General features: G+C 49.5%; 20 protein-coding genes and 1 pseudogene. 6 read left to right on the forward strand and 15 right to left on the reverse strand.

Features of this window, described 5'->3' with window-relative positions; translation table 11 throughout:
* Window positions 1-12: 12 nt before the first annotated feature.
* From plsX to yceD, 3 genes are all read right to left on the reverse strand, one after another.
* Complete coding sequence (plsX, locus tag HV213_RS17580) at window positions 13-1,110, reverse strand: phosphate acyltransferase PlsX (RefSeq protein WP_181486445.1); 1,098 nt, start codon at window positions 1,108-1,110, stop codon at window positions 13-15.
* Between the two features lie 202 nt (window positions 1,111-1,312).
* Complete coding sequence (gene rpmF, locus HV213_RS17585) at window positions 1,313-1,486, reverse strand: 50S ribosomal protein L32 (protein WP_000290724.1); 174 nt, start codon at window positions 1,484-1,486, stop codon at window positions 1,313-1,315.
* A 16-nt stretch (window positions 1,487-1,502) separates the two neighbouring features.
* On the reverse strand, window positions 1,503-2,024 hold the full coding sequence (gene yceD, locus HV213_RS17590) for a 23S rRNA accumulation protein YceD (RefSeq protein WP_181482689.1): 522 nt from the start codon (window positions 2,022-2,024) through the stop codon (window positions 1,503-1,505).
* A gap of 141 nt (window positions 2,025-2,165) precedes the next feature.
* Between yceD and HV213_RS17595 the strand changes: the two genes are divergently transcribed.
* The gene (locus tag HV213_RS17595; RefSeq protein WP_110277117.1) at window positions 2,166-2,750 is read left to right on the forward strand and encodes a Maf family protein; all 585 of its coding nucleotides are present in this window, start codon (window positions 2,166-2,168) and stop codon (window positions 2,748-2,750) included.
* A gap of 60 nt (window positions 2,751-2,810) precedes the next feature.
* Here HV213_RS17595 and HV213_RS17600 read toward each other — a convergent pair whose 3' ends face one another.
* From HV213_RS17600 to HV213_RS17625, 6 genes are all read right to left on the reverse strand, one after another.
* On the reverse strand, window positions 2,811-3,596 hold the full coding sequence (locus HV213_RS17600; RefSeq protein WP_181482690.1) for a sulfite exporter TauE/SafE family protein: 786 nt from the start codon (window positions 3,594-3,596) through the stop codon (window positions 2,811-2,813).
* 295 nt (window positions 3,597-3,891) lie between these two features.
* Complete coding sequence (hpfG, locus tag HV213_RS17605) at window positions 3,892-6,372, reverse strand: (2S)-3-sulfopropanediol dehydratase (RefSeq protein ID WP_181482691.1); 2,481 nt, start codon at window positions 6,370-6,372, stop codon at window positions 3,892-3,894.
* A 37-nt stretch (window positions 6,373-6,409) separates the two neighbouring features.
* A complete protein-coding gene (hpfH, locus tag HV213_RS17610; RefSeq protein ID WP_181482692.1) occupies window positions 6,410-7,366 on the reverse strand; it encodes a (2S)-3-sulfopropanediol dehydratase activating enzyme in 957 nt (318 codons plus the stop codon).
* Between the two features lie 180 nt (window positions 7,367-7,546).
* Window positions 7,547-8,650 (reverse strand): response regulator transcription factor, encoded by a 1,104-nt coding sequence (locus HV213_RS17615; protein WP_181482693.1) that lies wholly within the window; start codon window positions 8,648-8,650, stop codon window positions 7,547-7,549.
* A 196-nt stretch (window positions 8,651-8,846) separates the two neighbouring features.
* Window positions 8,847-9,998: an iron-containing alcohol dehydrogenase gene (locus tag HV213_RS17620; protein ID WP_228288550.1), complete on the reverse strand. Its 1,152-nt coding sequence runs from the start codon at window positions 9,996-9,998 to the stop codon at window positions 8,847-8,849.
* 84 nt (window positions 9,999-10,082) lie between these two features.
* Complete coding sequence (locus HV213_RS17625) at window positions 10,083-11,513, reverse strand: SLC13 family permease (protein WP_181482694.1); 1,431 nt, start codon at window positions 11,511-11,513, stop codon at window positions 10,083-10,085.
* Between the two features lie 662 nt (window positions 11,514-12,175).
* On the opposite strand from HV213_RS17625, the pseudogene HV213_RS33605 reads away from it, so the two are divergent.
* Window positions 12,176-12,310, forward strand: a pseudogene (locus HV213_RS33605) (hydrolase); the annotation flags it as partial.
* 36 nt (window positions 12,311-12,346) lie between these two features.
* Here HV213_RS33605 and rluC read toward each other — a convergent pair.
* The gene (rluC, locus tag HV213_RS17630; protein WP_181482695.1) at window positions 12,347-13,300 is read right to left on the reverse strand and encodes a 23S rRNA pseudouridine(955/2504/2580) synthase RluC; all 954 of its coding nucleotides are present in this window, start codon (window positions 13,298-13,300) and stop codon (window positions 12,347-12,349) included.
* A gap of 697 nt (window positions 13,301-13,997) precedes the next feature.
* Here rluC and rne point away from each other — a divergent pair.
* On the forward strand, window positions 13,998-17,264 hold the full coding sequence (gene rne, locus HV213_RS17635) for a ribonuclease E (RefSeq protein WP_181482696.1): 3,267 nt from the start codon (window positions 13,998-14,000) through the stop codon (window positions 17,262-17,264).
* Between the two features lie 41 nt (window positions 17,265-17,305).
* Here rne and HV213_RS17640 read toward each other — a convergent pair whose 3' ends face one another.
* Complete coding sequence (locus HV213_RS17640; RefSeq protein WP_228288551.1) at window positions 17,306-18,241, reverse strand: LysR family transcriptional regulator; 936 nt, start codon at window positions 18,239-18,241, stop codon at window positions 17,306-17,308.
* Between the two features lie 109 nt (window positions 18,242-18,350).
* Here HV213_RS17640 and HV213_RS17645 point away from each other — a divergent pair, with 109 nt between their 5' ends.
* Complete coding sequence (locus tag HV213_RS17645) at window positions 18,351-19,565, forward strand: MFS transporter (protein ID WP_181482698.1); 1,215 nt, start codon at window positions 18,351-18,353, stop codon at window positions 19,563-19,565.
* A gap of 53 nt (window positions 19,566-19,618) precedes the next feature.
* On the opposite strand, the gene murJ is transcribed toward HV213_RS17645, so the two are convergent.
* From murJ to rimJ, 4 genes are all read right to left on the reverse strand, one after another.
* Window positions 19,619-21,154 (reverse strand): murein biosynthesis integral membrane protein MurJ, encoded by a 1,536-nt coding sequence (gene murJ, locus HV213_RS17650; RefSeq protein WP_181482699.1) that lies wholly within the window; start codon window positions 21,152-21,154, stop codon window positions 19,619-19,621.
* A 112-nt stretch (window positions 21,155-21,266) separates the two neighbouring features.
* Window positions 21,267-22,190 carry a Gfo/Idh/MocA family protein gene (locus HV213_RS17655; protein ID WP_181482700.1) on the reverse strand — a complete coding sequence of 308 codons (924 nt, stop codon included), beginning with the start codon at window positions 22,188-22,190 and terminating at the stop codon, window positions 21,267-21,269.
* Between the two features lie 2 nt (window positions 22,191-22,192).
* Entirely contained in the window at window positions 22,193-22,840 is a 648-nt protein-coding gene (locus HV213_RS17660; protein ID WP_181482701.1) for a YceH family protein, read from the reverse strand.
* A 9-nt stretch (window positions 22,841-22,849) separates the two neighbouring features.
* Window positions 22,850-23,434 carry a ribosomal protein S5-alanine N-acetyltransferase gene (rimJ, locus tag HV213_RS17665; RefSeq protein ID WP_181482702.1) on the reverse strand — a complete coding sequence of 195 codons (585 nt, stop codon included), beginning with the start codon at window positions 23,432-23,434 and terminating at the stop codon, window positions 22,850-22,852.
* A 229-nt stretch (window positions 23,435-23,663) separates the two neighbouring features.
* On the opposite strand from rimJ, the gene mdtH reads away from it, so the two are divergent.
* Window positions 23,664-24,872 carry a multidrug efflux MFS transporter MdtH gene (gene mdtH, locus HV213_RS17670; RefSeq protein ID WP_181482703.1) on the forward strand — a complete coding sequence of 403 codons (1,209 nt, stop codon included), beginning with the start codon at window positions 23,664-23,666 and terminating at the stop codon, window positions 24,870-24,872.
* Window positions 24,873-24,937: 65 nt separating this feature from the next.
* Window positions 24,938-25,585: a glutaredoxin 2 gene (gene grxB / locus HV213_RS17675; RefSeq protein ID WP_181482704.1), complete on the forward strand. Its 648-nt coding sequence runs from the start codon at window positions 24,938-24,940 to the stop codon at window positions 25,583-25,585.
* Window positions 25,586-25,676 lie beyond the last annotated feature (91 nt).

Below are 25,676 nucleotides of genomic sequence, written 5' to 3' on the forward strand. Positions count from 1 at the left end.
AACTACCGGGCGTCAGTCGTTACCAGTTATCCCAGTCTGAGAACCGGAACTCCCGCTTCTGCCGCCCTCAGGCAGTTCGAAACCTGTAGGGTATAAAGATTCCAGGCGAGCGGCAATCCGCTGAGGGATCTGCCGCTGCACCGCCTGCACTGCCTGCTCTATCGCTACGCTAAAGGCGCGCTGATTGGCAGCACCGTGACTTTTAATCACGGAACCGCGCAATCCTAACAGACAGGCGCCATTATACTGGTCGGGGTTGAGGTGACTGAATCGCCTCGACAGGCTTTTTTGTAACCAACGCTTTAATAAAAGCAGCCACCACGACCTTTTTTTCCCCTCTCCCTGTGATTTCAACAGTGAAAGGAACATTCTGACCACACCTTCCATCGTTTTTAATGTGACGTTGCCCGTGAATCCATCACAAACCAAAACATCCGTCTTACCCGTCAACAACTCGTTGGCTTCCAGATAGCCAATATAGTTGAGGGTTGGCAAGGTTTTTAAAACCGCCGCCGCATCGCGAATACTGCTGAGACCTTTCATCTCTTCTTCGCCAATGTTCAGTAATGCAACCCGGGGATTTTGAATACCGATGACCTCTTCGGCTAAAACTGCCCCCATCACCGCAAACTGCACCAGCATAGTACTATCGCAATCTACGTTAGCGCCTAAATCCAGCACCACCGTTTTGCCCTTTTGCTGATGCGGTAGCATCGTTACCAGCGCAGGACGCTCAATACCTTCGATGGGTTTGAGCAATAGTTTAGCCAACCCCATCAGCGCCCCGGTATTACCGGCACTAACGCAGGCCTGTGCCCGTCCTTCTTTCACTAATTCCAGCGCCACGCGCATTGAGCTACCGCGACTGGCGCGGATCGCTTGTGCGGGTCGCGCATCACTGGCAATAACTGACTGCGCAGGAATCACCTGCAGACGTGAACGTTGTTCAAAATCAGCTTTGGCTAGTAATGGCGTGATAGTGTCGGGATCGCCGACTAAAAGAAGTGTGAGTTGATAATTAGAGTTCAGTGCCTGCAATGCTGCAGGCACTGTCACGGAGGGTCCGAAATCTCCCCCCATGACATCTAACGCCAGGGTTAGACGTGTCAAGATATCGTCGCTGCTCGGTTTAGTTATTCCCCAGTTACCCGGGGAAATCCTCACTAAGCTTCATCACGCTTTTACTCTTTGTCTTTCACGCTGCAAGTGCGTTGACTGCGCTCGTTCACACCAGTCACATAGTCATCTATGCTGCTGGCGCTTCTCTTGCTTGCGTCTTCTTGCAACGCGAAATCCATGGAGTAATGCGTGATTACTTAGCGATTACCTTGCGACCGCGGTAGAAACCGTCGGCAGTGATGTGGTGACGCAGGTGTTTCTCACCAGAAGTTTTGTCTACAGACAGGCTGGTGACTGCGGTCAGAGCGTCATGGGAACGACGCATGCCACGTTTGGAACGGGTTGGTTTATTCTGTTGTACGGCCATGGACCTTACTCCTCAATTACTTATGCTTTAAGCTGGCTAATACGGCAAATGGGTTTGGTTTTTGTGCCTCTTCAGGCAGTTCGCCAAAGACCATGTCCGCGTCGGACACTTCACAGTGTTCAGAATCATGCACCGGAACTACAGGCAAGAAGAGGATAATTTCATCTTCAACCAGCGCCTGCAGATCGATTTCACCGAATTCGTTAACCTCAATCGGCTCATACGCTTCCGGCAGTGCTTCCGCCTGTTCGTCATTTCTGACGGGGCTGAAACAATACGTTGTGTGGACATGATAAGGAAACGGTTTCCCGCAACGCTGGCATTCGAGGGTTACCGACACCGTTGCATCGCCGTTTATCACGGCAAGGCGCTGATTATCAATAGCGAACGATATGCTGCATTCCACATCGCTGTCCACGCTGACTACAGAATCGGCGACACGCACAACTTGATCACGGGTATAGATACCTTGGTAATCTAAGCGTTTTTGAGCCGTGCGAACCGGATCGAGAGTCAGGGGTAATTTTACCTTTTGCATAGGGCGCGCATATTAACTTTGTAATGTCATAGAGTCAAAGAAAAAGGCAGCCTCAGGTTGCCTTTTGCCAATTATTCGCACACATTGCGGCGCATAGTTTAAAATGATGCTCTGCGAAGCGCTACATGTGGATGAAAAAATATGTCTGAACTGATCCTGGCGTCAACCTCTCCATGGCGGCGAATGCTGCTGGAGAAGCTTTCAGTGCCTTTTGAATGCGCAGCACCGGACGTTGATGAAACGCCGCTGCCAGGTGAATCGGCACGCCAGCTGGTGATGCGTCTGGCACAAGCAAAGGCCCAAGCCCTCGCCGAACGCTTTCCACACCACCTTATTATAGGTTCCGATCAGGTTTGCGTCCTGGATGGTGAAATCACTGGCAAACCACATAGCGAAGAAAACGCCCATCGTCAGCTAAAGAAAGCCAGCGGCACCATCGTGACCTTCTACACCGGTCTGGCACTGTACAATTCAACTAATGGTCATTTACAGACCGAATGCGAACCCTTTGACGTTCATTTCCGCCGTTTAAGCGACCAGGAAATTGACAGCTATGTGCGCAAAGAAAACCCACTACAATGCGCTGGAAGTTTCAAAAGCGAAGGATTAGGCATCACGCTTTTTGAACGTCTTGAAGGCCGCGACCCAAATGCACTGGTCGGCCTACCGTTAATCGCCTTATGCCAAATGCTCCGCCGGGAAGGATTTAACCCCTTACTCACATAAGCAGGCGTTAAAATGGGATCGGAGGTTTTAATATCCTCCCGATCCCATAACGACCCCATTTTACGCAAGAGCCATCAGGCTGGTAAACAGCATGTTGCCGCCGACAAATAACAGCACGCAATACACGATGCGCAGGAACGTCTCTTTATTAATGCGCTGCAGGAAGGCCATTCCCAGGAAGAAGCCAATCGCCGCCATAGGGAAACCGACTGTCAGTGCGCCCCCAAGATGCTCCGTCCACGCGCCATTACGATACTGGTTAAATGCGTTCCAGGTGTTAAATACCACCCATACCATATTCATGGTATTACGGAATTTTTCTTTTTCCTTAACGGCTTCGATGGTGTAAACGGTAATCAGCGGACCACCAATAGTAAATGCACCGTGTACGACACCACCTAAAATAAGGCAGCCATAGCGAAAACATTTTTTCACTGTCGTATCTGGCACATTTACGGCTTCTACTTTTTTAAAGATCAACGGATTGACGATATGCTTGTAAATGTTCATTACTGCAATAATCGTGACCATTGCGCCAATACAGATTTTCGCTACATTGGGACTAATTGTATAAAATAAGTAGTTACCGACTAATATTCCCGGAACGCACAGGGCGACTATTTTCCCTAAATCTTTCCAGGAAACATCGCGCCAGGTTCTGACCGCCAGAAAATATAAAAAAGGTAAGGTAATCAACGTACCATAAGGTACCCCTACCGATGTTCCTAGTAAACCGTTGGTCACTGATGCCGCGATAACGGTACAGCCAAATCCGGTACATCCCTGAACAAAAAAACCGACAATTTGCATTAAACCGACAAGTATAAAATCAGTATTGAAACTCATGATATCCGCCCTGGATATACCCTAAATAATTCGAGTTGCAGGAAGGCGGCAAGTGAGCGAATCCCCAGGAACTTACTCATGTAAGTGACTGGGGTGAACGAACGCAGCCAACGCACGTGCAACTTGAAGTATGACGGGTATATAAAGATACTCGCATTATCTCTGGCTTTTTCCCACCAAACCAGAGAGGTCAGGATGTGGGTCGGCCTCTCTTTTTTGTCCCGGAGATGTAAACCCCATATCTCCGGGATAACAAAAAATTAATAGCCTTCCCACAACATGCTGCACGTTATTATCAGAAATGAAGTTCAGTGCGCTGAATCAAATCTTTCTGTAACGGTTTGCCGAGTTCGACAAAATAAGCGCTATAACCCGCAACGCGAACCAGCATATCTTTATAATCCTCCGGCTTTTTCTGCGCGGCGCGCATGGTAGCCGAGCTCATGATATTGAACTGAACATGCATCGCCTGCTTGGCAATATACTCATCAATAAAACTCAGCAGATTATCGCGCCCTTCGACCCCAGCCACCGCTTCTTGTGGGAATCGAAGATTCATCAGAGTACCGTTGGTTGCCAGGCTATGGTCAACTTTGGTTAATGAATTGACTAACGCTGTTGGCCCGCAGATGTCATGAGAGCCGCCGTCAGTGTGAACTGGCCCCATGTTATCGGAGATAGGCTCAAATTTTTTACGTCCATCAATAGAAGCATTTGTGTTCAGACCCATGCCGACGTTGGCATTCACGGAATAAACGCCTGGACTGAATTCTCCCCCACGCGGCGTCTTTCTACCGCTGATATGGCGGCAATAGCATTCAAACATGAATTTGAACAGATCATCCGCATAATCATCATCGTTGCCGTAGTGGCGCACCTTCGAGCTATTGACCAATGCGTACAGTTTTTCATGGCCGACCCAGTTGTCCTTAACTGCCTGCAGCATCTCGGCACCGCTATAACGCTTCTCGTCGAACACCAACTGTTTGATGGTTGCCAGGCTGTCAGCACAGGTCGCCATACCCGCTGCCTGCGGAGCGATACCGTTGTACTTCGCGCCGCCTTCAGTCAAATCCTTACCTGAAATCATACAGTCTTCATAGAAAGCGGAGACGTAGGGAACAGGCTTTAGCTCGCGGTGTGCGTTGTCGATAATATTCAGACTACTGCACATTTGATCGGTCCAGTATTCAAACTGTTGATCGACGCTTGCCAGAACTTCATCGAAACTCTTATAGGTATCCAGGCTGCCGGTATCAGGCCCCAACTGCTCACCGGTACTCAGGCTACGGCCACCGTTGACCACCATCTCCATCATTTTTGGCGTATTCACATAAGCCGCATCATGCCAGCCATATTCTTTACCCGCTAAATCCAGCTCGACGCAGCCAACAACGCAGTAATCTCTGGCCTCTTCGAGAGTCATTCCTTTACGCATCATGCCTTTAATAGAAGGCGCATCATTGAATAGCTTCGGATGTCCGTAACCCGCACGGATACACTCAACGGTCTTAATTTTTAGTTCATAAGGCGTATTTTCATGCATGCGAACACAAACCCACGGGTTCATCATTCGCGTATGGGCTGAACCTTCCAGCATCAGCATCGTCAGATCGTTAGTCGCATCATTCCCCTCGCGATCGACGCCGCCAAGAGTCAGGCTTTCACCGCCAAAACCACGACCGTTACGCACCGCAACGGTGCCTTTGTCTTTTAGCTTGGTGGGGTTATTCATCTTCACGTACTGAACTTCGATTAACTCAAGTGCGAACTCTTTAGTCATCGTGTTGTTCTTCATATCCGCCGCGAACCACGGATAAAGCCACTGATCCATGCGGCCATAGGAAATGGAGTGCCCATTACTTTCAATTTGGATTAGCGTTGTGGCGAAATTGAACAACTGCAGCGCTTGCCAGAATGTCTGCGGTACCCCACCGGCGATCTGCTGACAGTTTAACGCCATGGTTTCGAGCTCTTGCTTTCTCTGCGGGTTTTCTTCTTTTTCAGCAGACTCTTTAGCCAATTTTGCATATCGCGCAATATATTTTTTAGCCGCTTCAAGTTCGATAATCATCGCTGTATAGAAGTCACGCTTGTCGCCATATTCAGGATCACGCTTGCTTAACTTTTCCAATCCGGCTTGAGCATTGTCGATCAGACCGTTATAACCCACAGCCATTAAACGGGCGTAATCAATCGCCAGATGCCCTGCTCCGGCATAATGATAAAGATTGGTCTGGAATATCTTCTCGCCAACTTCAGACCCTTTAGTCTGATCTTTTTCAAGCCGACTGTTGATCAAATCATCAACGGTTTTACCTTCCCAATATTGGCAAAGTTCAACGATTTCCTTGCGTTCCTTATCATTGCGAATATAAAACTGATCGTTGGCACGTTCTTCAAAAGGAGAATGCAGGATCTCATTAATGATCCAGTTAACAGAGAACTCAGGATATATCGGTGATGCTTTGGCCGGGGCAGCTATTTCACCAAGAATAAGATCTTCATCATAAATATATAACTTGGTATTCAGCAGGATGTTTTCAAACGCCCTGGCACACTTCAGCTTACGCGGTGCATCTTCATGCTTCTGATATGCTTCAGTTACCAGTCTTAAGCGTTCAACATCAATATCATAAGGCCTGTCGAGAAACGCCTGCCGCAGGCGATTGACACGGGGATATGGAGACCAGTCTTCATGATGAACTTGATAGCCCAGGCTATAGGTCTTATCAAAAGGCTGGGTCCCACATGCAGTAGTATGATTCACTTTCATAGAAGTTATCCCATTTAAGATTGAAATAAAATATTGACTATTTTTCTTTTGTCCCCACCACGCAATGAATGCCGCGCTGGTTAAAATATTCGGCTAGCATCTGGATATGCTTTTGAAATGACCTGCGATTAACCTTCACGTTTTTCATTTTATAAGGAAGGCCCAGCGCAGTATATTTCTCTTCACCAAGACGCATAAAGCTTAAGAGCTGTAATGTGCGGATTTTCCCACCGAGTTCATTAAGAATAAAATCGGCTGTGGCTTCTATATTCGCCATATCATCATTCACATTTGGAATAACCGGAATACGCAAAATAATGTCACGTTTTTCTGCCGTCAACTTTATTAAATTCTTCAGAATTTTATCATTAGATACTTTAGTATATTTTTTATGAATTCCAGGATCCATATGTTTAATATCTGAAATAATAAGGTCGGTGTACGGCAGAACATTCTGAACTTTTTTCCATGGCACATATAACGATGACTCAAGACAAGTCTGAATTCCCTCATTCCTACATGCTTGAAACAGTTTAGCGACAAAATCACTTTGTAATAAGGGTTCGCCACCAGAAACCGTCACCCCACCACCAGAGCGTTCATAATAGCCTTTATCTTTACGAATCTCTTCCATGCACTCTTCTACCGACATGGATTTTCCCCATAGCTTAATCGCATCAGAAGGACAGGCATTATGACAAGCCAGGCAATTTGTGCAGTCGCGGCGATCTATTGAAGTTAGTTTTCCACGAGTAAACTGTAGTACATTTTTCTGCGGGCAAATGTCTTCACAAGCAGCGCACTTTTTATAAGAAATGCATTTTGTTTTATAGACTCCCACCTGCGGGTAGGGCATAAAACTTTCAGGATTGCTGCACCATTCACAACGTAACGGGCACCCTTTCAGGAATAACTCAGTGCGCAGACCTGGACCATCATGGATAGTGAAGCGCTGAATATTGAAAATAATCCCTGGTGGTGGTGATTGATTCATTCCGCACTTCCTCAGCGTTCATTTTAAATGAAAATGCACATAACATATCATTTACATGCATTAATATTTTTATTTTCAATACCCTATAAACTCAGGATATCTAAAATGAACGCTGTAGAAAATCGCCCGGACTTACTATTTCACATAGGGAATCCTCCCTATTTTAAATCTCCAGTTCGACTATTTATCTTCAAACCATTTATATAATTGAAAACGACTATTAACACCGCATTTAATGTATATATTTTGTATATGTTTTTTTACAGTATGGTAACTAATAACCAGTTCATCAGCAATTGCCTGATATGTTAACCCGTTATACATCAGCCCGGCAACTTTCTGCTCTGCCTGAGTTAGAGGTAATTTGACGCCAGAATAATCGTTAACTTTACGGTCTTCTTTCAGAGAAATGGTGATCCAATGGTAGGTATCAATAATTCCGTTGGAATAGTTCTGATCATAAGTATAGATCTTAAAAATATAGTCTTTTATCACCCGCGTCTGGACACGATTTGTGGTTGCCCCCTCACCTTCGTTACCCAATAAAAATGGCAGCCAGTTACAAGGTTTAGTACTGCTAATTTCTTCAGTAATTGATGGGCCAAGAATATCTTTCAAATACTCCTGTGCCATTTCATTCGAACTCATGATGTGCATAAAATCATCAGTGATTAAGTATGCTTTCTCACCGGAAGAGATGATCTCATTTTGAATGTTTGAGACAATTTTAGCCTGTTCGTGCTTCTTGAAGTTTTTGTATGAGTTGGCTACATAAACATATATTTTATTTAACGTAGCTATTTCATTATCAGTGAAGTCGCCCTCTTGCTGATTTTTAAAAAAAGCCACCTGAATATAGGCATTGATACCAAATGCCATTGTCACGCCATAATGCTGCTGGAAATTTTCCTCGAGAAATCGCACGTAACCAGAGTGTTCATAATCGATCGTGTTAATAATATCGGTTGATTTATATAGTCTAGGTGTGACATTAAAGTAAGTGAGTTGATCGGCCACCGCTTCCTGATGTATCACATGCCTGACAACATCATTCGCGATAAACTTACGGTATGGATGCTCTTTACCATCAAGATGAATACCATCCCAGTTGACCCATGAAAGAAACTTCCCCTGGGTATCGAAATATGAAATTAAGATTTTTTTGAAACCAAAGTTTCGCTCGAGAGAATCCAATAAGACGCTACTAAAAAATTCCCGCGCAGATATTTGTCGTTCTGACATTTCCGAAAAAAAATTTAACTGACCAACACTTTCGTAGTTCATGGTCACTCTCCATTACTTTTATAAATCCGGGGGTCGATACTCTGACCTATTACATCCGTTTTTAACAAAATATGGTTTTTCTCGCAATTCATTTCCATAAGAAAAAGCTGAACATTGAATTTAGATCACAATGGCTCAGCTTTTATCACAACCTGGAGAATTTAATTTAAAAAATCATTAAAGTTTTAGAACCCTGTCATAACGCCTTTTCGTAAAGTGCAATAATATCCTTTAATGTCGACTGCCGTGGATTCACCAGAATATTACCGCTTTTCATAGCATCTTTTGCCATGTCAGGGATCATCTCAGCCTTAACACCAACAGCAGACAGTGAGTCAGGGATTCCACAATCGACATTAAGTTTTTTGATTTCCTCAACAAGCATCTGCGGCTTAAACCCATTTAATACGCCATTACCTTCACGGATATAATTATAAATCACCTCATAGCGTCCACAATCGGCAAGCGCATTATACTCAATCACTGTTGGCAGAAGGATTGCGTTCGCGACACCATGGGGCACATGGAAAAAAGCGCTTACCGGATGGCTCATCGCATGCACATTACCCAATCTGGCCCACGCGAAGGCGATACCGGCAAAATTACTTCCCAGCATCATGTCACATGCTGCTGCCTCATCTTTTCTATTCGCAATAAACCGACGCAGGCTACCACCAATTAATTCCATCGCTTTTTCTGCCATGGCATCAGAAAACGGAGAGGCGCTGGTGGATAGATAGGCTTCTAAGGCATGAATCAGCGCATCAATACCGCATGCAGCAGCAATATGTGATGGTGCTGTCATTATCAATTCGGGGTCCAAAAGTGCATATTTGGGCAGAATCTCATAACTGATAACGGAGAGTTTATAGTTCCTGGCTTCATCCGTAATGACTGACGAAGCCGTGACCTCACTCCCCGTTCCCGCCGTGGTCGGGATCGCGATCATCGGAACAATCGGTCCAGGTACTTTATTGCTCCCTTCGTAGTCAGTGATACTTCCACCGTAATTAACTAATACTCCCACTGCTTTCGCAACATCTATCGAACTGCCTCCGCCGAGCGCCACGATACTCGTTGCTCCACATTTCTTGTATACCGCAGTTGCTTCATTTACGACGTCTACAGTCGGATTCGGAATCACTCCCAACCAGGTGGTATGATGAATTCCCGCTGAAGCAATAATATCTTCTATCTTTTTTACTACCCCAAGACCTTCGAGACCGGGGTCGGAAATCAAGAGCACATTTTCAGAATGATTTTCCTTTAAGATTTGCGGCAGTTTATTTAGGCAGCCGATACCAAACTCAATGTTTTGCGGTATTTTAAAGTTAAAGCCTTTCATCATCTTCCCTTCTATTTTCAGTAATTAAAAGACATGAATACCTCTTCTTCCCCTGCCCTAAAAATTATAAATTTGGCCTGGGCGTACTTATTTCATAAAATCTGAGAGTTGGCTGAACGTAGGCCAAAATTTCAAGCATGTATAACCGACAATCACCACGAATATGATATGGATGAGAGCCATCAGGCTTCCTCCTTTGAACATAGCCCGGGCATCCAGACCATAGGCTACAGGGATTGCCCGAACGCTGATGGGCAGCATAAATTCTGCGTTGAAGGCCATCACGGTAATAAACCAGTAGGGAATAGGATTCAAACCAAGCTTGGTGGTAAATCCAAGGACAATAGGCAGTACGACAGCGGCTGAGGCAGTTGAGTTTGTTGATTCAGAAATGATGCGGGCCAGAACCACAAATACAATAATGGTAAGCAGTCCACCATCGAGCGATAGTTGTGAGATAAGACTGGCGATTCCAACGCTTGCACCAGAGTCATTCACCAATTTTCCTAACGCTAAACCACCGCCAAAGAGAATAAGCATTCCCCACATAGTCTCTTGTTGCGCCATCTCCCAGGTCAGCATCGGTCCTTTTTTGACCGTAGTTATCACAAAGCACAGGCAACCAAGAATCAGATATAAATGAGCGGGAGACAGTGCCGGAAAAATAGGTGCATACAGGGGACGCGCAAAAGCGCCAATCAGGCCTAAAATGAACAGCGAAGCGCAGGCTTTCTCATCACGCGTCATCGGACCCAGTTCGCGGTAATTCTTTTCAAAGTACTCGCGCGTTCCATTTAGCATTTTAATTTTCATCGGCATCAGCAGCATACAGGCAAGGCTGACAATCGAAATAATGATGTAAAACGGTGCCATACGAATGAGCCAGTCAACGTACATAAACTCGTGACCAATACGCTCTTCAAGAATTGAGATAGCCGCAAGGTTCATCGCCCCCCCCAGAGGACTCCCTACACCACCAATACCAACCCCCCAGCCAATCGCCAACAGGATTGGAACCGCTGGTTTACATGAAGGTATATCGTCATAACCTGACGCTGCCAGCATGGCGATAGCAATAGGCGTAAACAATGCGCAAACCATCACATTCGGGAGAATGGTTGAAGCTACGATGCTGGCAAGCAACCAGACCGTAATCTGCGACTTCATTGATGGGCCGATAAGAGAAAGAACTTTTAAAGCAACCCGGCGATCTAAACCAATCGAAGCCCAGGGGATGCACAGCAGTCCCGAACCAAAAATAAGGATGATGCTATCGGACCAATACTGGGCTGTAATGCTCCCCATCGGCACAATATTAAAGAGCGCGTTGATAATAATTGGCAGGAGGCTGGTTACGGCAACGTGCACCGGGCGTGTAACCCACCAAAAGATCATCCACAGCAAGGTACCGACAGCCTGTGCGCCTGGGGTTGTCAGGCTATGTGAAAAAAGCAGGATAGCCACAATAAAAATGATAGGGCCGCTTAAGAGATATACCAAGCGTCGTGAGTTATTCATAGCATATCCCCAGCGTCAATTCTTTCAGTTGTAGGCCAATAGATGCACATGTGTTTAAAAAACGTAATTATATAGATACGAAAAATCGCAACCTCATATCAATAAAAGTAAATTTATTCTTTTCTACGAAGTGCATCACATTTAGCAAAAACGATTCAGTTATTTTTTTAAAAAAAAAGCCCAACCAATGTCACCACTGTATTTAAAATGTATCGACATTGTTGAGGAGTATATGACACACAGCTATATCGATTAACATAAAAAATTAATTAATCCTTATATATCAAAACCATACCAAACATTAATAATCAAAAAAAGCAGCTATCCTTACTATTTTCTATAGGGAGAACTCCCTATTTTATAAAGATCATGCGCTATGTCTCTTATTACTGAGTGAAATCCAAAATGAAGTAACGCCTTCTTTATCAGTAATACAAATAAATTGTGAGATATTTTGTTGTGTATTTTTTATATATAGAATAAATAATTGTTGCATGCATTGATTAAATGTCATGAGACAAGCTGCGAAAGGTCAGTTAATTCTCAGCAGTTAGCCCGATAAGCGTTTTACTGGTCAGTAGCTATTTAATCCTGGACGCTCGCTGGCAGGTGAAGTGGCTTATGGAGATTTGCGTACCGTCGATTTTCTCAGCAGCTTAAAAAGGGTCAACGACGCCTTCGCCAAAGTCCATAATGTATGGGCATCGCAAAATGCACTGGGCAAACTGGAAACGAAGACGTGACCAGAACTTGGCCACGTTTTTTATGAAGTGCAACAGGACGAAGTTTTCCCATAGCTTAATAAGTGGCTCAAACACTGAGCCAGATACGAATTACTTTGCGTTACGCAAAACCTGTAGGCAGCGCTTAAGCTGATTATCTAAAGGCGCTTCGACACGCATAACTTCCCCGGTTCCCGGATGCGTAAATTTCAGCGATGCGGCATGCAGGAACAGACGGTTAAGGCCGGTTCCTGCCAGTTGCTTGTCGAATTCACGGTCGCCGTAACGATCGTCAAAAGCTATCGGATGACCGGCATATTGTGTATGCACACGAATCTGATGGGTACGACCGGTTACCGGACTACAGCGCACTAGCGTCGCATGGGTATAACGTTCTTCCACCTTAAAACGGGTCTCTGAAGGTTTGCCCTCCTGATTGACCCGAACAATACGCTCGCCACTTTGCAGGATATTTTTCAGCAGAGGAGCCTGCACCACTTTAGTATGCGACTGCCACTGTCCGCGCACCAGGGCCAGATAATCTTTCTGCATTCCTTTATCGCGCAGTTGCTCATGCAGCGAACGCAGCGCTGAACGCTTTTTCGCAACCAGCAAAACGCCTGACGTATCTCGATCGAGACGATGAACCAGTTCCAGGAAGCGAGCCTCCGGGCGCAACGCACGCAGACCTTCGATCACGCCAAAGCTCAGACCGCTACCGCCATGCACCGCTGTACCTGAAGGCTTATTGAGCACCAGAATGTGATCGTCTTCATAGAGAATGACGTCCGCCAGCGCGGCCACTTTTTGCAGATGCGGAGATACTGCTTCTTCTTCCCTTTCCGCCACCCGCACCGGCGGGATACGTACTTCGTCACCGGCTTCCAGTTTGTATTCCGGCTTAACACGTTTTTTGTTCACCCGCACCTCGCCTTTACGCAAGATGCGATAAATCATGCTCTTCGGTACGCCTTTGAGTTGCGTACGCAAAAAGTTGTCGATACGTTGCCCTGCGTCATCATCCGCAATGGCAACCATTTTTACGCTTGGGGTCTCAGTTTTCATGGTGCGCGATTCTAAATAGCCCGACGCATTAGCGCCACTCATTTTTATATGCTTATATTTATCATTATCTGGATTGCATCGCATGCTTCATCGTCGTTTTGTTTGTTATTAGAACAATCTGTATACGCTGGTGAAGAAACTGTGAGTAACCGGATGATAAAAGGTAAAAGTCAACTTGCTATAACAAGCTTAGCAATGGAATAATGATGCAGTTTTCCGTGCTGAATCTTGTTAGAACAAGAAATTAGCGGAATGACCAATTTTGTCTGACCGATCATCCACGCAGCAATGGCGTAAGACGTATTGATCTTTCAGACAGTTAGCGGGCTGCGGGTTGCAGTCCTTACCGGTACAGGCTCTATGGATTTTACGTCGCAGGAAGGCGTCAACTCCGGGATTCCCGGGAGCTCATCTGAGTCAAATGATTGAGATGAGCAGGTTAAGCCAACACGCCTGCAACGTGAAAAACGATGGGTATAAATGGAATCTTCTCTGGTGATACATCCCAGGCAGTTCCCCTGATAATTGCACTGTGTTTCCGTTTGAAATACAGGCGACCGACACTCTGCGCCTCTTAAGCGCGCGACAACCGTGAGGTTGGCGACGTGAACCAGACTCGAGGCCATCGGTTTCCCCCGGTAAGGCGTTACTCTGCCCGTAGCTTAGTCGTCAATGTAAGAATAATGAGTAAGTTACGATGAAAAGAATGTTAATCAACGCAACTCAGCAGGAAGAGTTGCGCGTCGCCCTTGTTGATGGGCAGCGCCTGTACGACCTGGATATTGAAAGCCCCGGGCACGAACAGAAAAAAGCGAACATCTACAAAGGCAAAATCACTCGCATTGAACCTAGCCTCGAAGCCGCGTTTGTTGATTACGGTGCCGAGCGTCATGGTTTCCTCCCCCTCAAAGAAATCGCCCGCGAATACTTCCCTGCCAACTACAACTCTCATGGCCGCCCTAACATTAAGGACGTGCTGCGTGAAGGCCAGGAAGTGATCGTTCAGATTGATAAAGAAGAGCGTGGCAACAAAGGTGCCGCCCTCACCACCTTTATCAGCCTGGCGGGTAGCTATCTGGTACTGATGCCGAACAACCCACGCGCTGGCGGTATTTCACGCCGTATCGAGGGTGACGATCGTACCGAGTTAAAAGAAGCGCTGGCTAGCCTTGAGCTGCCAGAAGGCATGGGGCTTATCGTACGCACCGCAGGCGTCGGCAAATCCGCTGAAGCTCTGCAGTGGGACTTAAGTTTCCGCCTGAAGCACTGGGAAGCTATCAAGAAAGCCGCCGAAAGCCGCCCTGCGCCATTTCTGATCCACCAGGAAAGCAACGTTATCGTGCGCGCTTTCCGTGATTACCTGCGTCAGGATATTGGCGAAATCCTTATCGACAACCCGAAAGTGCTTGAGCTGGCTCGCCAGCATATCGCAGCGCTGGGTCGCCCGGATTTCAGCAGTAAAATCAAACTGTACACCGGTGAAATCCCGTTGTTCAGTCACTATCAGATTGAGTCGCAGATCGAATCCGCTTTCCAGCGTGAAGTTCGCCTGCCTTCCGGCGGTTCTATTGTTATCGATAGCACCGAAGCACTGACCGCAATTGATATCAACTCCGCACGCGCTACCCGCGGCGGCGACATCGAAGAAACCGCGTTCAACACTAACCTGGAAGCAGCGGATGAAATCGCTCGCCAACTGCGTCTGCGTGACCTCGGCGGCCTGATCGTTATCGACTTTATCGACATGACGCCTGTACGCCACCAGCGCGCGGTTGAAAACCGCCTGCGCGAAGCGGTGCGTCAGGACAGAGCGCGTATTCAGATCAGCCATATTTCCCGCTTTGGTCTGCTGGAGATGTCCCGTCAGCGCCTGAGTCCATCGCTTGGAGAGTCCAGCCATCACGTCTGCCCACGTTGTAGCGGTACAGGTACCGTTCGCGATAACGAATCTCTGTCGCTCTCCATTCTGCGTCTGATTGAAGAAGAAGCGCTGAAAGAGAACACCAAAGAAGTTCATGCCATCGTTCCAGTGCCGATCGCATCTTACTTGCTTAACGAGAAGCGTGCCGCGGTGAGCGCCATTGAAACCCGGCAGAGCGACATTCGCGTTATCATCGTTCCAAACGATGAGATGCAAACCCCGCACTACTCCGTACTGCGCGTGCGTAAAGGTGAAGAAACCTCGACTCTGAGCTATCTGCTGCCGAAACTGCACGAAGAAGAGATGGCGATGCCTTCAGATGAAGAGCCGCCAGAACGCAAACTTCCAGAACAACCTGCACTGGCTGCTTTTGTGATGCCAGATGCACCGCCTGCTCCTGCACAGGATGAACCAACCAGCTCACCGGCGGCCAGCACTCCGGCAACATCGGCTACGCCTAAAGCGGCTGCACCGGCTCAACCGGGTCTGGTATCACGCTTCTTTAGCGCGCTGAAAAATATGTTCTCCGGTGGGGAAGAAACCAAGCCAGCTGAAGTTGCGGTAGAAACGAAAGCCGAAGAGAAAACCGAACGTCAGCAAGAGCGCCGTAAACCGCGTTCCAACAACCGACGTGACCGTAACGATCGTCGCGATAACCGTGACAATCGAGATAATCGAGATAATCGAGATAATCGCGACAATCGTGATAGCCGGGACAATCGTGCTGATAACGGCGAAGGTCGGGAGTCTCGCGAAGAAAACCGTCGCAATCGCCGCGAGAAGCAGCAGAACGTCGAGGCGCGTGAGCCTCGCCAGACTACCGGTGAAGATGCGGAGAAAGGCAAAGTCCGTGACGAGCAGCAGCCACGTCGCGAGCGTAACCGTCGTCGTAATGATGATAAACGTCAGGCTCCGCAAGAAGCGAAAGCACAGGCTCTTGAAGAACCCGTCGTGCAGGAAAGCGAGCAGGAAGAACGCGTTCAGACAATGCCACGTCGCAAACCGCGCCAGTTGGCACAGAAGGTTCGTGTTGAATCTGCTGCTGCCGAGCAGGTTGTTGAAACGCCAGAAGCTGTACTGCCGGAAATCATCGCACCGCGTACTGAACTGGCAAAAGTCGATCTACCTGCGGTTGTTGTTGAAACTGTCGCTGAGCACGACGAAAGCATTGATACACGCGAAGCCGATGCTCGTGAGTCTAACGGTATGCCGCGCCGCTCACGTCGCTCCCCTCGCCATCTGCGCGTAAGCGGTCAGCGTCGTCGTCGCTATCGTGACGAACGTTACCCGACTCAATCCCCGATGCCGCTCACTGTAGCCTGTGCATCGCCGGAAATGGCCTCTGGTAAAGTGTGGATCCGTTACCCGGTAGTTCGCCCGCAGGACCAGCAGCAAGAAGAAGCTCAGGTTCAGGAGTTCACTACCGCAGTGGTAGAGCCGATTATTGTACCAGTTACTGTCGCAGAACCGGTTGTCGCTGAAGTGGTAGCACCCGCAGTGGTCGAAGAGAGTGTTGCGGAACAGGCTATTGCCGCTGAGCCGCAAGTCGTCATCAGCGAACCTGAAGTTCCGGTTGTAGAAACAACTCATCCGGAAGTTATCGCCGCGCCGGTCGATGAACAGCCGCAGCTGATCGCGTCAACAGATGAGGTCGTGGCTGAAGCTGTCGTCGCTGAAGCCGTAGAAGCGGCTACAGAACAAACTGTCGAACCAGAAGAGCTGGCGGTTGCGGAAGAACCTGCCGCAGTTGAAGACGTTGCTGTGGTAGAAGACATTCCTGTAACTGCGCAGCCAGCACCTGTAGCAGAGCCGGTTGTTGAAGCTGAGCCTGAAGCAGTTGTTGCCCCGGTTGTCGTTGTGGCTAATCGCAACGCCACTGCGCCGATGACGCGTGCACCTGCTCCAGCCTATCAGTCGGATGCGCCGCGCCACAGTGACTGGATTCGTCCAGACTTCGCCTTTGATGGTAAAGGTGCAGCAGGCGGACACAGTGCAACCCATCAGGCGTCAGCTGGGCCTACTCGTCCGCAACCTGTAGAGTAAGTTCCGCACCTAAAAAGACCGGCCTTTGTGCCGGTCTTTTTTTATTCCCCTTCCGGCTGCTGCATCCCTGCTACCTGCGGCATCACCTCTCGCATCAAATCAAGAAACTTACGCAGCCGTGTCGGATAATAACGCGCCCACGGATAAACCAGATGCACCGGTAGCGAAGAAGCTCTCCACTGCGGAAACAGTTCAACCAGCCGCCCGGCGGCAATATCTTCCGCAACTGCCCAGCTTGAGACTATCGCTACTCCCAGCCCAGCCAGCGCGGTATTGCGTGCCACATGTACGCTATCGGTACTCAGACAGGGGGCAATAGCAAAGGTAATTTGCCGACCGTCGGTCTCAGATTGCAGCATCACTTCATGCTGATAAAATGTACTGATTGCTACCCACGGCAGTGCCGACATCTCCTGTGGAGTCTTTAGGGTCGGAGAGTTCGCCAGTAATGACGGTGAGGCAACAACGCTACGTGGAACCACAGCCAGTTGTACCGACACCGTCGCTGGATCGACTTCAGCGCCTACACGAATCGCGCAGTCGATACCGTCACTGAGAAAGTCTACTGTCTTATCATTCAGCATCCACTCCACTGACAGCTGCGGGTAGCGCTGTAGAAATCCTACTAATGGTCCTAATAGTTGCTGCTGACCAAATGCGTGTGGTGCCCTTACCCGCAATACGCCGACCGGCCGATCGTCCGTAATGCGTAGATCGTCTTCCAGTGCCAGCCAGGCATCTACAACCTGTCGCGCATGCTGATAACAGCGCTCTCCGTCATCGGTTAACTTCATCGCATGGGTGGTACGTAGAATCAGCTTCGCGCCAAGCAGGCCTTCCAGAGACTGTAATCGTCGACTTACCGTTGCCTGAGTAGTATTCATCTGTACAGCTGCCGCTGAGAGAGAACCAGCCTCGACGATGCGAATAAACGTTCGCATCAGTTCTATGCGATCTATACGCTCCTGCTTCTTCATTTTTCTTTTGCCTATACGCTTTACGTATAACCGTTTTACCACTGGTCTATCTACCACGCCAACCCTATTCCGGGAAAAATAGCGCCATCGCTTCTACGAGGAATTCATCATGACACCAACTCCACTCACTTCCCGCGCCGCCGGATGGGTTATTTTTATGCTCGCCCTGGGCGCAGGCTTCAGCGTCGCCTCAATCTATTACGCTCAACCGCTACTGCCGCTGATGGGTGCTAACCTGCATCTGAGCATAGAAGGAATGGGGCTGGTTCCGACCCTAACGCAAGCGGGCTACGCGCTGGGTATTCTTTTTCTTCTCCCGCTTGGCGACCGCCACGATCGCCGGACGCTGATTCTGATGAAAAGCGTCGCACTGGCAGTACTTTTACTTTTATGTAGTCTGACTGGCCAACTGACTTCACTGCTGATTGTCAGCCTGCTTATCGGCATGGCGGCAACAATGGCGCAGGATATCGTACCAGCGGCGGCCATCCTGGCTCCGGCAGGCAAACAAGGGAAAATGGTGGGCACAGTAATGACCGGCCTGCTATTAGGGATTCTGCTCTCAAGAACCGTCAGCGGATTAGTCGGTGCCCTGTTCGGCTGGAGGGTGATGTATCAAGCCGCAGCAGTCAGCATCGCGCTGATTGGCCTGGTGATGTGGCGTGTTCTGCCACGCTTTAAAATTCACTCAACCCTAAGCTACCCGCAGTTGATGAAATCTATGGCGCATCTGTGGCAACGCTATCCGGCACTGCGTCGCGCCGCATTCGCTCAGGGCTTCCTTTCTATCGCCTTCAGCGCATTCTGGTCAACGCTGGCGGTCATGTTACTGGCTCATTATCAGATGGGGAGCGCGGTAGCCGGTGGCTTTGGTATCGCAGGTGCCGCCGGGGCGCTCGCCGCACCTCTGGCCGGTGGCCTCGCCGATAAATTTGGGGCAGAAAAAGTCACGCAATGGGGTGCCGCGCTGGTTACCGTCTCTTTTGCTCTGATGTTCCTGCTACCGATACTGCCGCCACACGGCCAGCTGATCCTGATAGCCATCTCGGCTATCGGCTTTGACCTCGGGCTGCAATCCAGCCTCGTGGCCCACCAGAATCTGGTTTATGGTCTGGAGCCTCAGGCACGTGGTCGCCTGAACGCGCTGCTGTTCACAGGGGTATTTATTGGGATGTCACTCGGTTCCGTCCTTGGCAGCAAACTGTATGTGATGGCGGGCTGGAGTGGCGTGGTGGTGCTGGCGGTCATTACCGGTGCGATTGCTCTTGGGATCCGCTTGCTGGAAAGCGCCCGGGTCGTCTCGGCACAGCGCATCGTTAGGTAAAAAAAGCCGCTCTGCATAGATTGCAGAGCGGCTTGGTATTCTGATCAAGCGACTCAGACCGTGCGCCGAGCGAACTCTTTCACGCGAAAGCCCAGCAACAGTAGCGTCGCGAAGTAGGCAATGACGCCAACCGCAACAACTGCCATCAAACGCAGCAGACGCAATGGCATCGTCCCCAGCGACCACTCAGGCATCACGTACATCATGCCGAGCAGCGCCGCAGCCATCACCACTACCGCAACAACCAAGCGCAACAGGAACAGGAACCAGCCAGGCTGAGGAGTGAAAATTTTCTGCTTGCGCAATTGCCAGTACAACAACGCGGCGTTAAGGCAGGCAGCCAGGCCAATCGATAATGACAGACCCGCGTGCTTCAGCGGGCCAATAAATGCCAGGTTCATTACCTGCGTCATAATAAGCGTGACTATCGCTATTTTCACCGGCGTTTTGATGTCCTGACGCGAATAGAAGCCAGGTGCCAGCACCTTCACGACAATCAGTCCCATCAGGCCAACGGAATATGCCACCAACGCGCGTTGCGTCATCGCCGCATCAAAGGCGGTAAATTTGCCATACTGGAACAACGCAACGGTAAGCGGCTTGGCAAGTATCCCTAACGCCACTGCGCTGGGCAGCGCGAGCAGGAAACACAGGCGCAATCCCCAATCCATCAACCGGCAGTACTCATCATGGTTGCCGCTGGCGAAACTCTTGGACAGCGAAGGCAGGAGGATGGTCCCTAGCGCCACACCCAGCACGCCGGACGGGAACTCCATCAGGCGATCGGCGTAATACATCCACGAAACGGACCCGGAGACCAAAAACGAGGCAAAAATAGTGTTAATGATCAGAGAAATCTGGCTGACGGATACGCCAAGAATTGCCGGACCCATCTGTTTTACTACTCGTACGGCTCCCGCATCTTTGAGATTAATTCGCGGTAGCACCAGCATGCCGATTTTTTTCAAGTGCGGCAGCTGATAGGCGAGCTGCAAAACACCGCCAACCGTCACCGCCCACGCCATAGCCAACATCGGCGGATTAAAGTACGGCGCAGCAAACAACGCAAAACCAATCATGCTCACGTTGAGGAAAGTTGGGGCAAAAGCAGGTACTGAAAAACGGTTCCAGGTGTTGAGAATCGCACCAACCAAAGAAGCCAGCGAAATCAACAGAATATAGGGGAAAGTGATGCGCAGCAGCTGAGTCGTTAGCAAGAACTTATCAGGCGTATCAGCAAACCCTGGCGCCGTCACGGTAATCACCCACGGTGCCGCAAGCATACCGGCAACGGTCACCAAAGCCAGTATCAGCGTCAGTAACCCAGAGACATAGGATACAAAAACGCGGGTCGCGTCTTCGCCCTGCTTGCTTTTATATTCGGCAAGAATTGGCACAAAAGCCTGAGAGAACGCGCCTTCAGCGAAAATACGCCGTAAAAGGTTTGGTAATTTGAACGCGACGAAGAAGGCATCGGTTGCCATTCCTGCACCAAAAATACGAGCGACAATCGCATCACGCGCAAAACCCAGCACGCGCGAAAACATGGTCATCGAACTGACTGCCGCCAGTGATTTTAAAAGATTCATTAACGTGTAATTCCACAACCCTGGAGTAAAACGCCCGCAAATGCGGGCGCTGGAAAGTGGCGATAGTCTACCGAGTTCATACTGAAATACTACTGCCAGATGTTACAACGGGTTATTCACTCATCGCCTCGCGCCAGAGTTTTTCCACGATGCGCTGGGCCAACAGCGCCTGCTCGCCGGATGTTTCGGGAACAGTCTGATTTTGCACACATTCAATGAAGTGACGAGCACAGCCGGTAAACCCACGCTGCTCAAGCGTCGTTTGCCAACCGGGAACCGGACGCTGTATTACGCCAAGCCCGCGCTCCTCTTGCCACTCTCGCATATCCCGCACTTCATAAAGCCCACCGTCGGTCACTGCCTGTACCCACTCCCGCTGGCTACCGCCGCGACGGTGCATACTGGTTGTGACCTGAATTTGTGCGGAGCTGAAATGATGTTCCGCGTAAAGCATTTCACCTTGCGCCGTCGTTTGCAGCGTTCCGCTGCTCAAACGCACCTTATCACCTGCCAGCCACAATGCTGTATCGACAACATGTAAATAGTCATCCAACAGAGTAAAGCGCAGATCGTGGCCCACGCTGTCGCTGCGGTGCTTATCCATTCGCAGCGAGGCCGCATTGCCCAATTGCGCTTTTAGTTCACGATACAGTGGCGCAAAACGACGGTTAAAACCCACCATCAGTGTAAGATTACGCCGGGCTGCCAGTTCTACCAGTGACTCCGCATCGCTGAGCTTATCCGCCAGCGGTTTATCAACGCAGACATGAACTCCAGCATTGAGCAGTTGGCTCACAATTTCATAATGTGAAGCCGTTGAAGTGTGCACGAATACAGCGTCACACTGTGCTGCCAGTTGCTCTAGTGAATCGGCATAGGGAATACGCCAGGTTTCGCAAACGGGCAACGCTTTCTCTTTTCCACGGGACCACGCCGCCTGTAGCGTCCAGCCGTCCGCGGCCCCCAGCACTGGCAGCCAGGCCTTTTGTGCGATACCCCCTAAACCAACAACACCTACGCGTAGTTTTGCCGACATGCTTAATCTCCCAGATGAGCCAGCAGTGAGTCCAGGCGCGCTTTTAGCTCTGCCACTTCCTCTTCCAGAACCTCAACACGGGCCTGAAGATCATCACCCGGCGGTGAAACGGCTTCCACTGCGGTGATAAGTGAATCCATATCATCGCAGAAGAGATGCATATAGCGACTTTCACGTTTTCCCGGCTCACGCGGCAAGCGCGCGACATACGGACCGTCTTCGCGTTTAGCCAGGTTTTCGAGAACGCTTTCAACTTCCGCCATATCGCTGAATTCATGCATCCGTTGTGCTCGTCCCCGGAGTTCACCAGGCGTCTGCGCGCCACGCAAAAGTAGCGTGGTGACGATAGCCACCTCCGCAGAGGTTAATTTCAGATCGCCAAACTCAGAGTTACAGAAACGTTGTTCATATTTGGTCACCCGGTTACCGAACCCACTCACCGTGCGCAAGTAGTGTCGTTTCACTAGCGTATCAAGGAGGTCCTGAACATCGCTCTCACTTAACGACATCACCGGCTCACGGTTCGTTTTCTGATTACACGCGGTCACGACCGCATTAACCGATAGAGGATATTGCTCCGGCGTGGTGACCTGCTTTTCCAACAGGCAGCCAATGACGCGCGCTTCATGCGCGGTTAACTGATATTTCATGATGTCTCCTTAGCGACCTGGGATCCAGTCCGGTGTCGTCAACGCCGTCAATACATGATCACGCCACTGCCCATCGATCAGCAGATAATCTTTGGCGTAACCCTCTTTTTCAAAGCCTAAACGCGCCAGTAAATCGCCGCTGCGCTGATTATGCGGCATATAGTTTGCCATTATGCGGTGGATATGTTGCGTGCGTTGCATATAGCGAATGGCCGAAGTTAATGCTTCGAACATCAGTCCCTGTCCCTGCCATTTCTCACCGATGGAATAACCGAGATAACAGGCGTGAAACGACCCGCGCACGACATTGGAAAAATTCGCCACGCCGACAATTTCTTTTTCTTCCGCATCAAGCAGAGCAAAATAAAATGCTGAACCTTGCTTATGAAACTCCGAGATCATCGACAAACGCGCCTGCCAACCGGAAGGGTAACAGTGGCTGTCATCGCGCACTGGCTCCCAGGGTTTTAAGAACCCTTTATTCTCCGCGTAATAATCGGCCAGACGCCAGGCGTCACGATCGTGAACCAGGCGTACCATCAGCCGGTCCGTCGTCAAACGCACCTTCGGTACGTTACTGCGATAGCCAAACATTCCCCTCTCCTGTTCCCCTGACGCAATACTTGCTCACTTTACTATACCTGTCCTGCGCGGCAGTGTGAAAACAGCAACATACCATTTTCTGCACCATCTCCGCTTTTCGATGAATAGCCTCTATCGTTCTTGCATTTTGATAAAAAAATATTGTCGCAAGTTAGCTGGGAAAATAACCTTCTACCCCGCAGAATGTCAGAGCTTATCCTTATTTTTCCCTGGAGGGGAAATGTCCCGCGTATCGCAGGCACGGAGCCTGGGTAAATATTTCCTGTTAGTCGATAACATGCTGGTGGTGCTCGGCTTTTTTGTCGTATTTCCGCTGATCTCTATTCGCTTTGTCGACCAAATGGGCTGGGCAGCACTCATGGTCGGGATCGCACTAGGTCTGCGCCAGCTGGTGCAGCAAGGATTAGGTATCTTTGGCGGCGCGGTTGCCGACCGTTTCGGCGCCAAACCCATGATTGTCACCGGCATGCTGATGCGAGCCGGTGGTTTTGCTGCCATGGCCATCGCCCATGAACCGTGGGTATTATGGCTATCCTGCATTCTCTCCGGTCTTGGCGGCACCCTATTCGACCCGCCGCGAGCAGCCCTGGTGGTCAAACTTGTACGCCCGCATCAACGTGGCCGCTTTTTCTCTATTCTGATGATGCAGGATAGCGCGGGAGCGGTAATCGGCGCGCTGTTAGGCAGTTGGCTGTTGCAATATGATTTTCGTCTGGTTTGTAGCGCCGGGGCTGCGTTGTTCATCGTCTGTGCGGCATTTAACGCCTGGTATCTTCCCGCCTGGAAACTCTCTACGGTGAAAACACCCGTGCGTGAAGGGCTGGGTCGGGTACTCCGTGACAAACGCTTTGTCACCTATGTTCTGACGCTGACGGGCTACTATATGCTGGCGGTTCAGGTCATGTTAATGCTGCCAATCATGGTCAACGACATTGCCGGTTCTCCATCAGCGGTAAAATGGATGTATGCCATTGAAGCAGATATTTCACTGACCCTGCTTTATCCGATTGCCCGCTGGAGTGAAAAACGCTTTCGCCTTGAACATCGTTTGATGGCCGGCCTGTTGGTCATGACGCTGGCCATGATGCCGATTGGCTTAAGCAGCAACCTACAGCAACTGTTTACGCTGATCTGCATCTTCTATATAGGTTCCATTATTGCTGAACCCGCGCGTGAAACGCTGGGGGCTTCGCTGGCAGACTCCAGAGCACGAGGTAGCTACATGGGCTTTAGCCGCTTAGGATTAGCCTTTGGCGGTGCCTTCGGTTACGCAGGCGGAGGCTGGCTTTTTGACGCAGGTAAAGCCGCCGGACAACCTGAGCTACCGTGGTTGATGTTAGGCATCATCGGCTTTGCAACATTTATCGCGCTGTGGTGGCAGTTCAGCCCTAAACGTTCGACCTCCGGAATGCTGGAACCGCGCACCTAAGTTGCCGGACCCTCGTTTCTCTTCCATAATGAATTCAGGACACTCAGTCACTATGGAGGAGAAACGTGAAGTTATATATCTACGATCACTGCCCATTCTGCCTTAAAGCCCGCATGATTTTCGGCCTGAAGAATATCCCCGTCGAACTGATCACGATTCTGGAGGATGATGAATCAACCCCAACCCGAATGATCGGTCAGAAGATGGTGCCTATTCTGCAAAAAGACGACAGTCGCTACATGCCGGAAAGCATGGATATCGTGCATTACATCGATAAACTGGATCGCCAACAGCTGCTCACCGGCCCACGTAATCCGGCGATTGAAACCTGGTTGCGTAAAGTCAACACCTATGCCAACCGCCTGCTGATGCCGCGTTTCGCAAAGTCTTCCTTTGATGAATTCTCTACGCCTGAAGCGCGCACTTATTTTGTGAATAAGAAAGAAGCGTCAATTGGCAGTTTTGCCGATCATCTCGCACATTCCCCCGGGCTGGTTAAGAACATCAGTGACGATCTGCGGGCGCTGGATAAACTGATAGTTCAGCCGAACGCCGTTAATGGGGAACTGTCTGAAGATGATATTCATCTCTTTCCGCTACTGCGCAGCCTGACGCTGGTCGCAGGTGTGAGCTGGCCAAGTCGCGTCGCCGCCTACCGCGATAATATGGCCAAACAGACGCAGATTAATTTACTGTCATCTATGGCCATTTAGACCTAAGGCAGCGAAAGGTTTGGTCGTTCGCTGCCGCCTCGCTTCTTTTTCAGTCTTTTCCGCTAGCACCTCCCGTGCTGGTAGGCCATGC

It is taken from the genome of Klebsiella sp. RHBSTW-00484 (genome assembly GCF_013705725.1).
Classification (GTDB): domain Bacteria; phylum Pseudomonadota; class Gammaproteobacteria; order Enterobacterales; family Enterobacteriaceae; genus Klebsiella.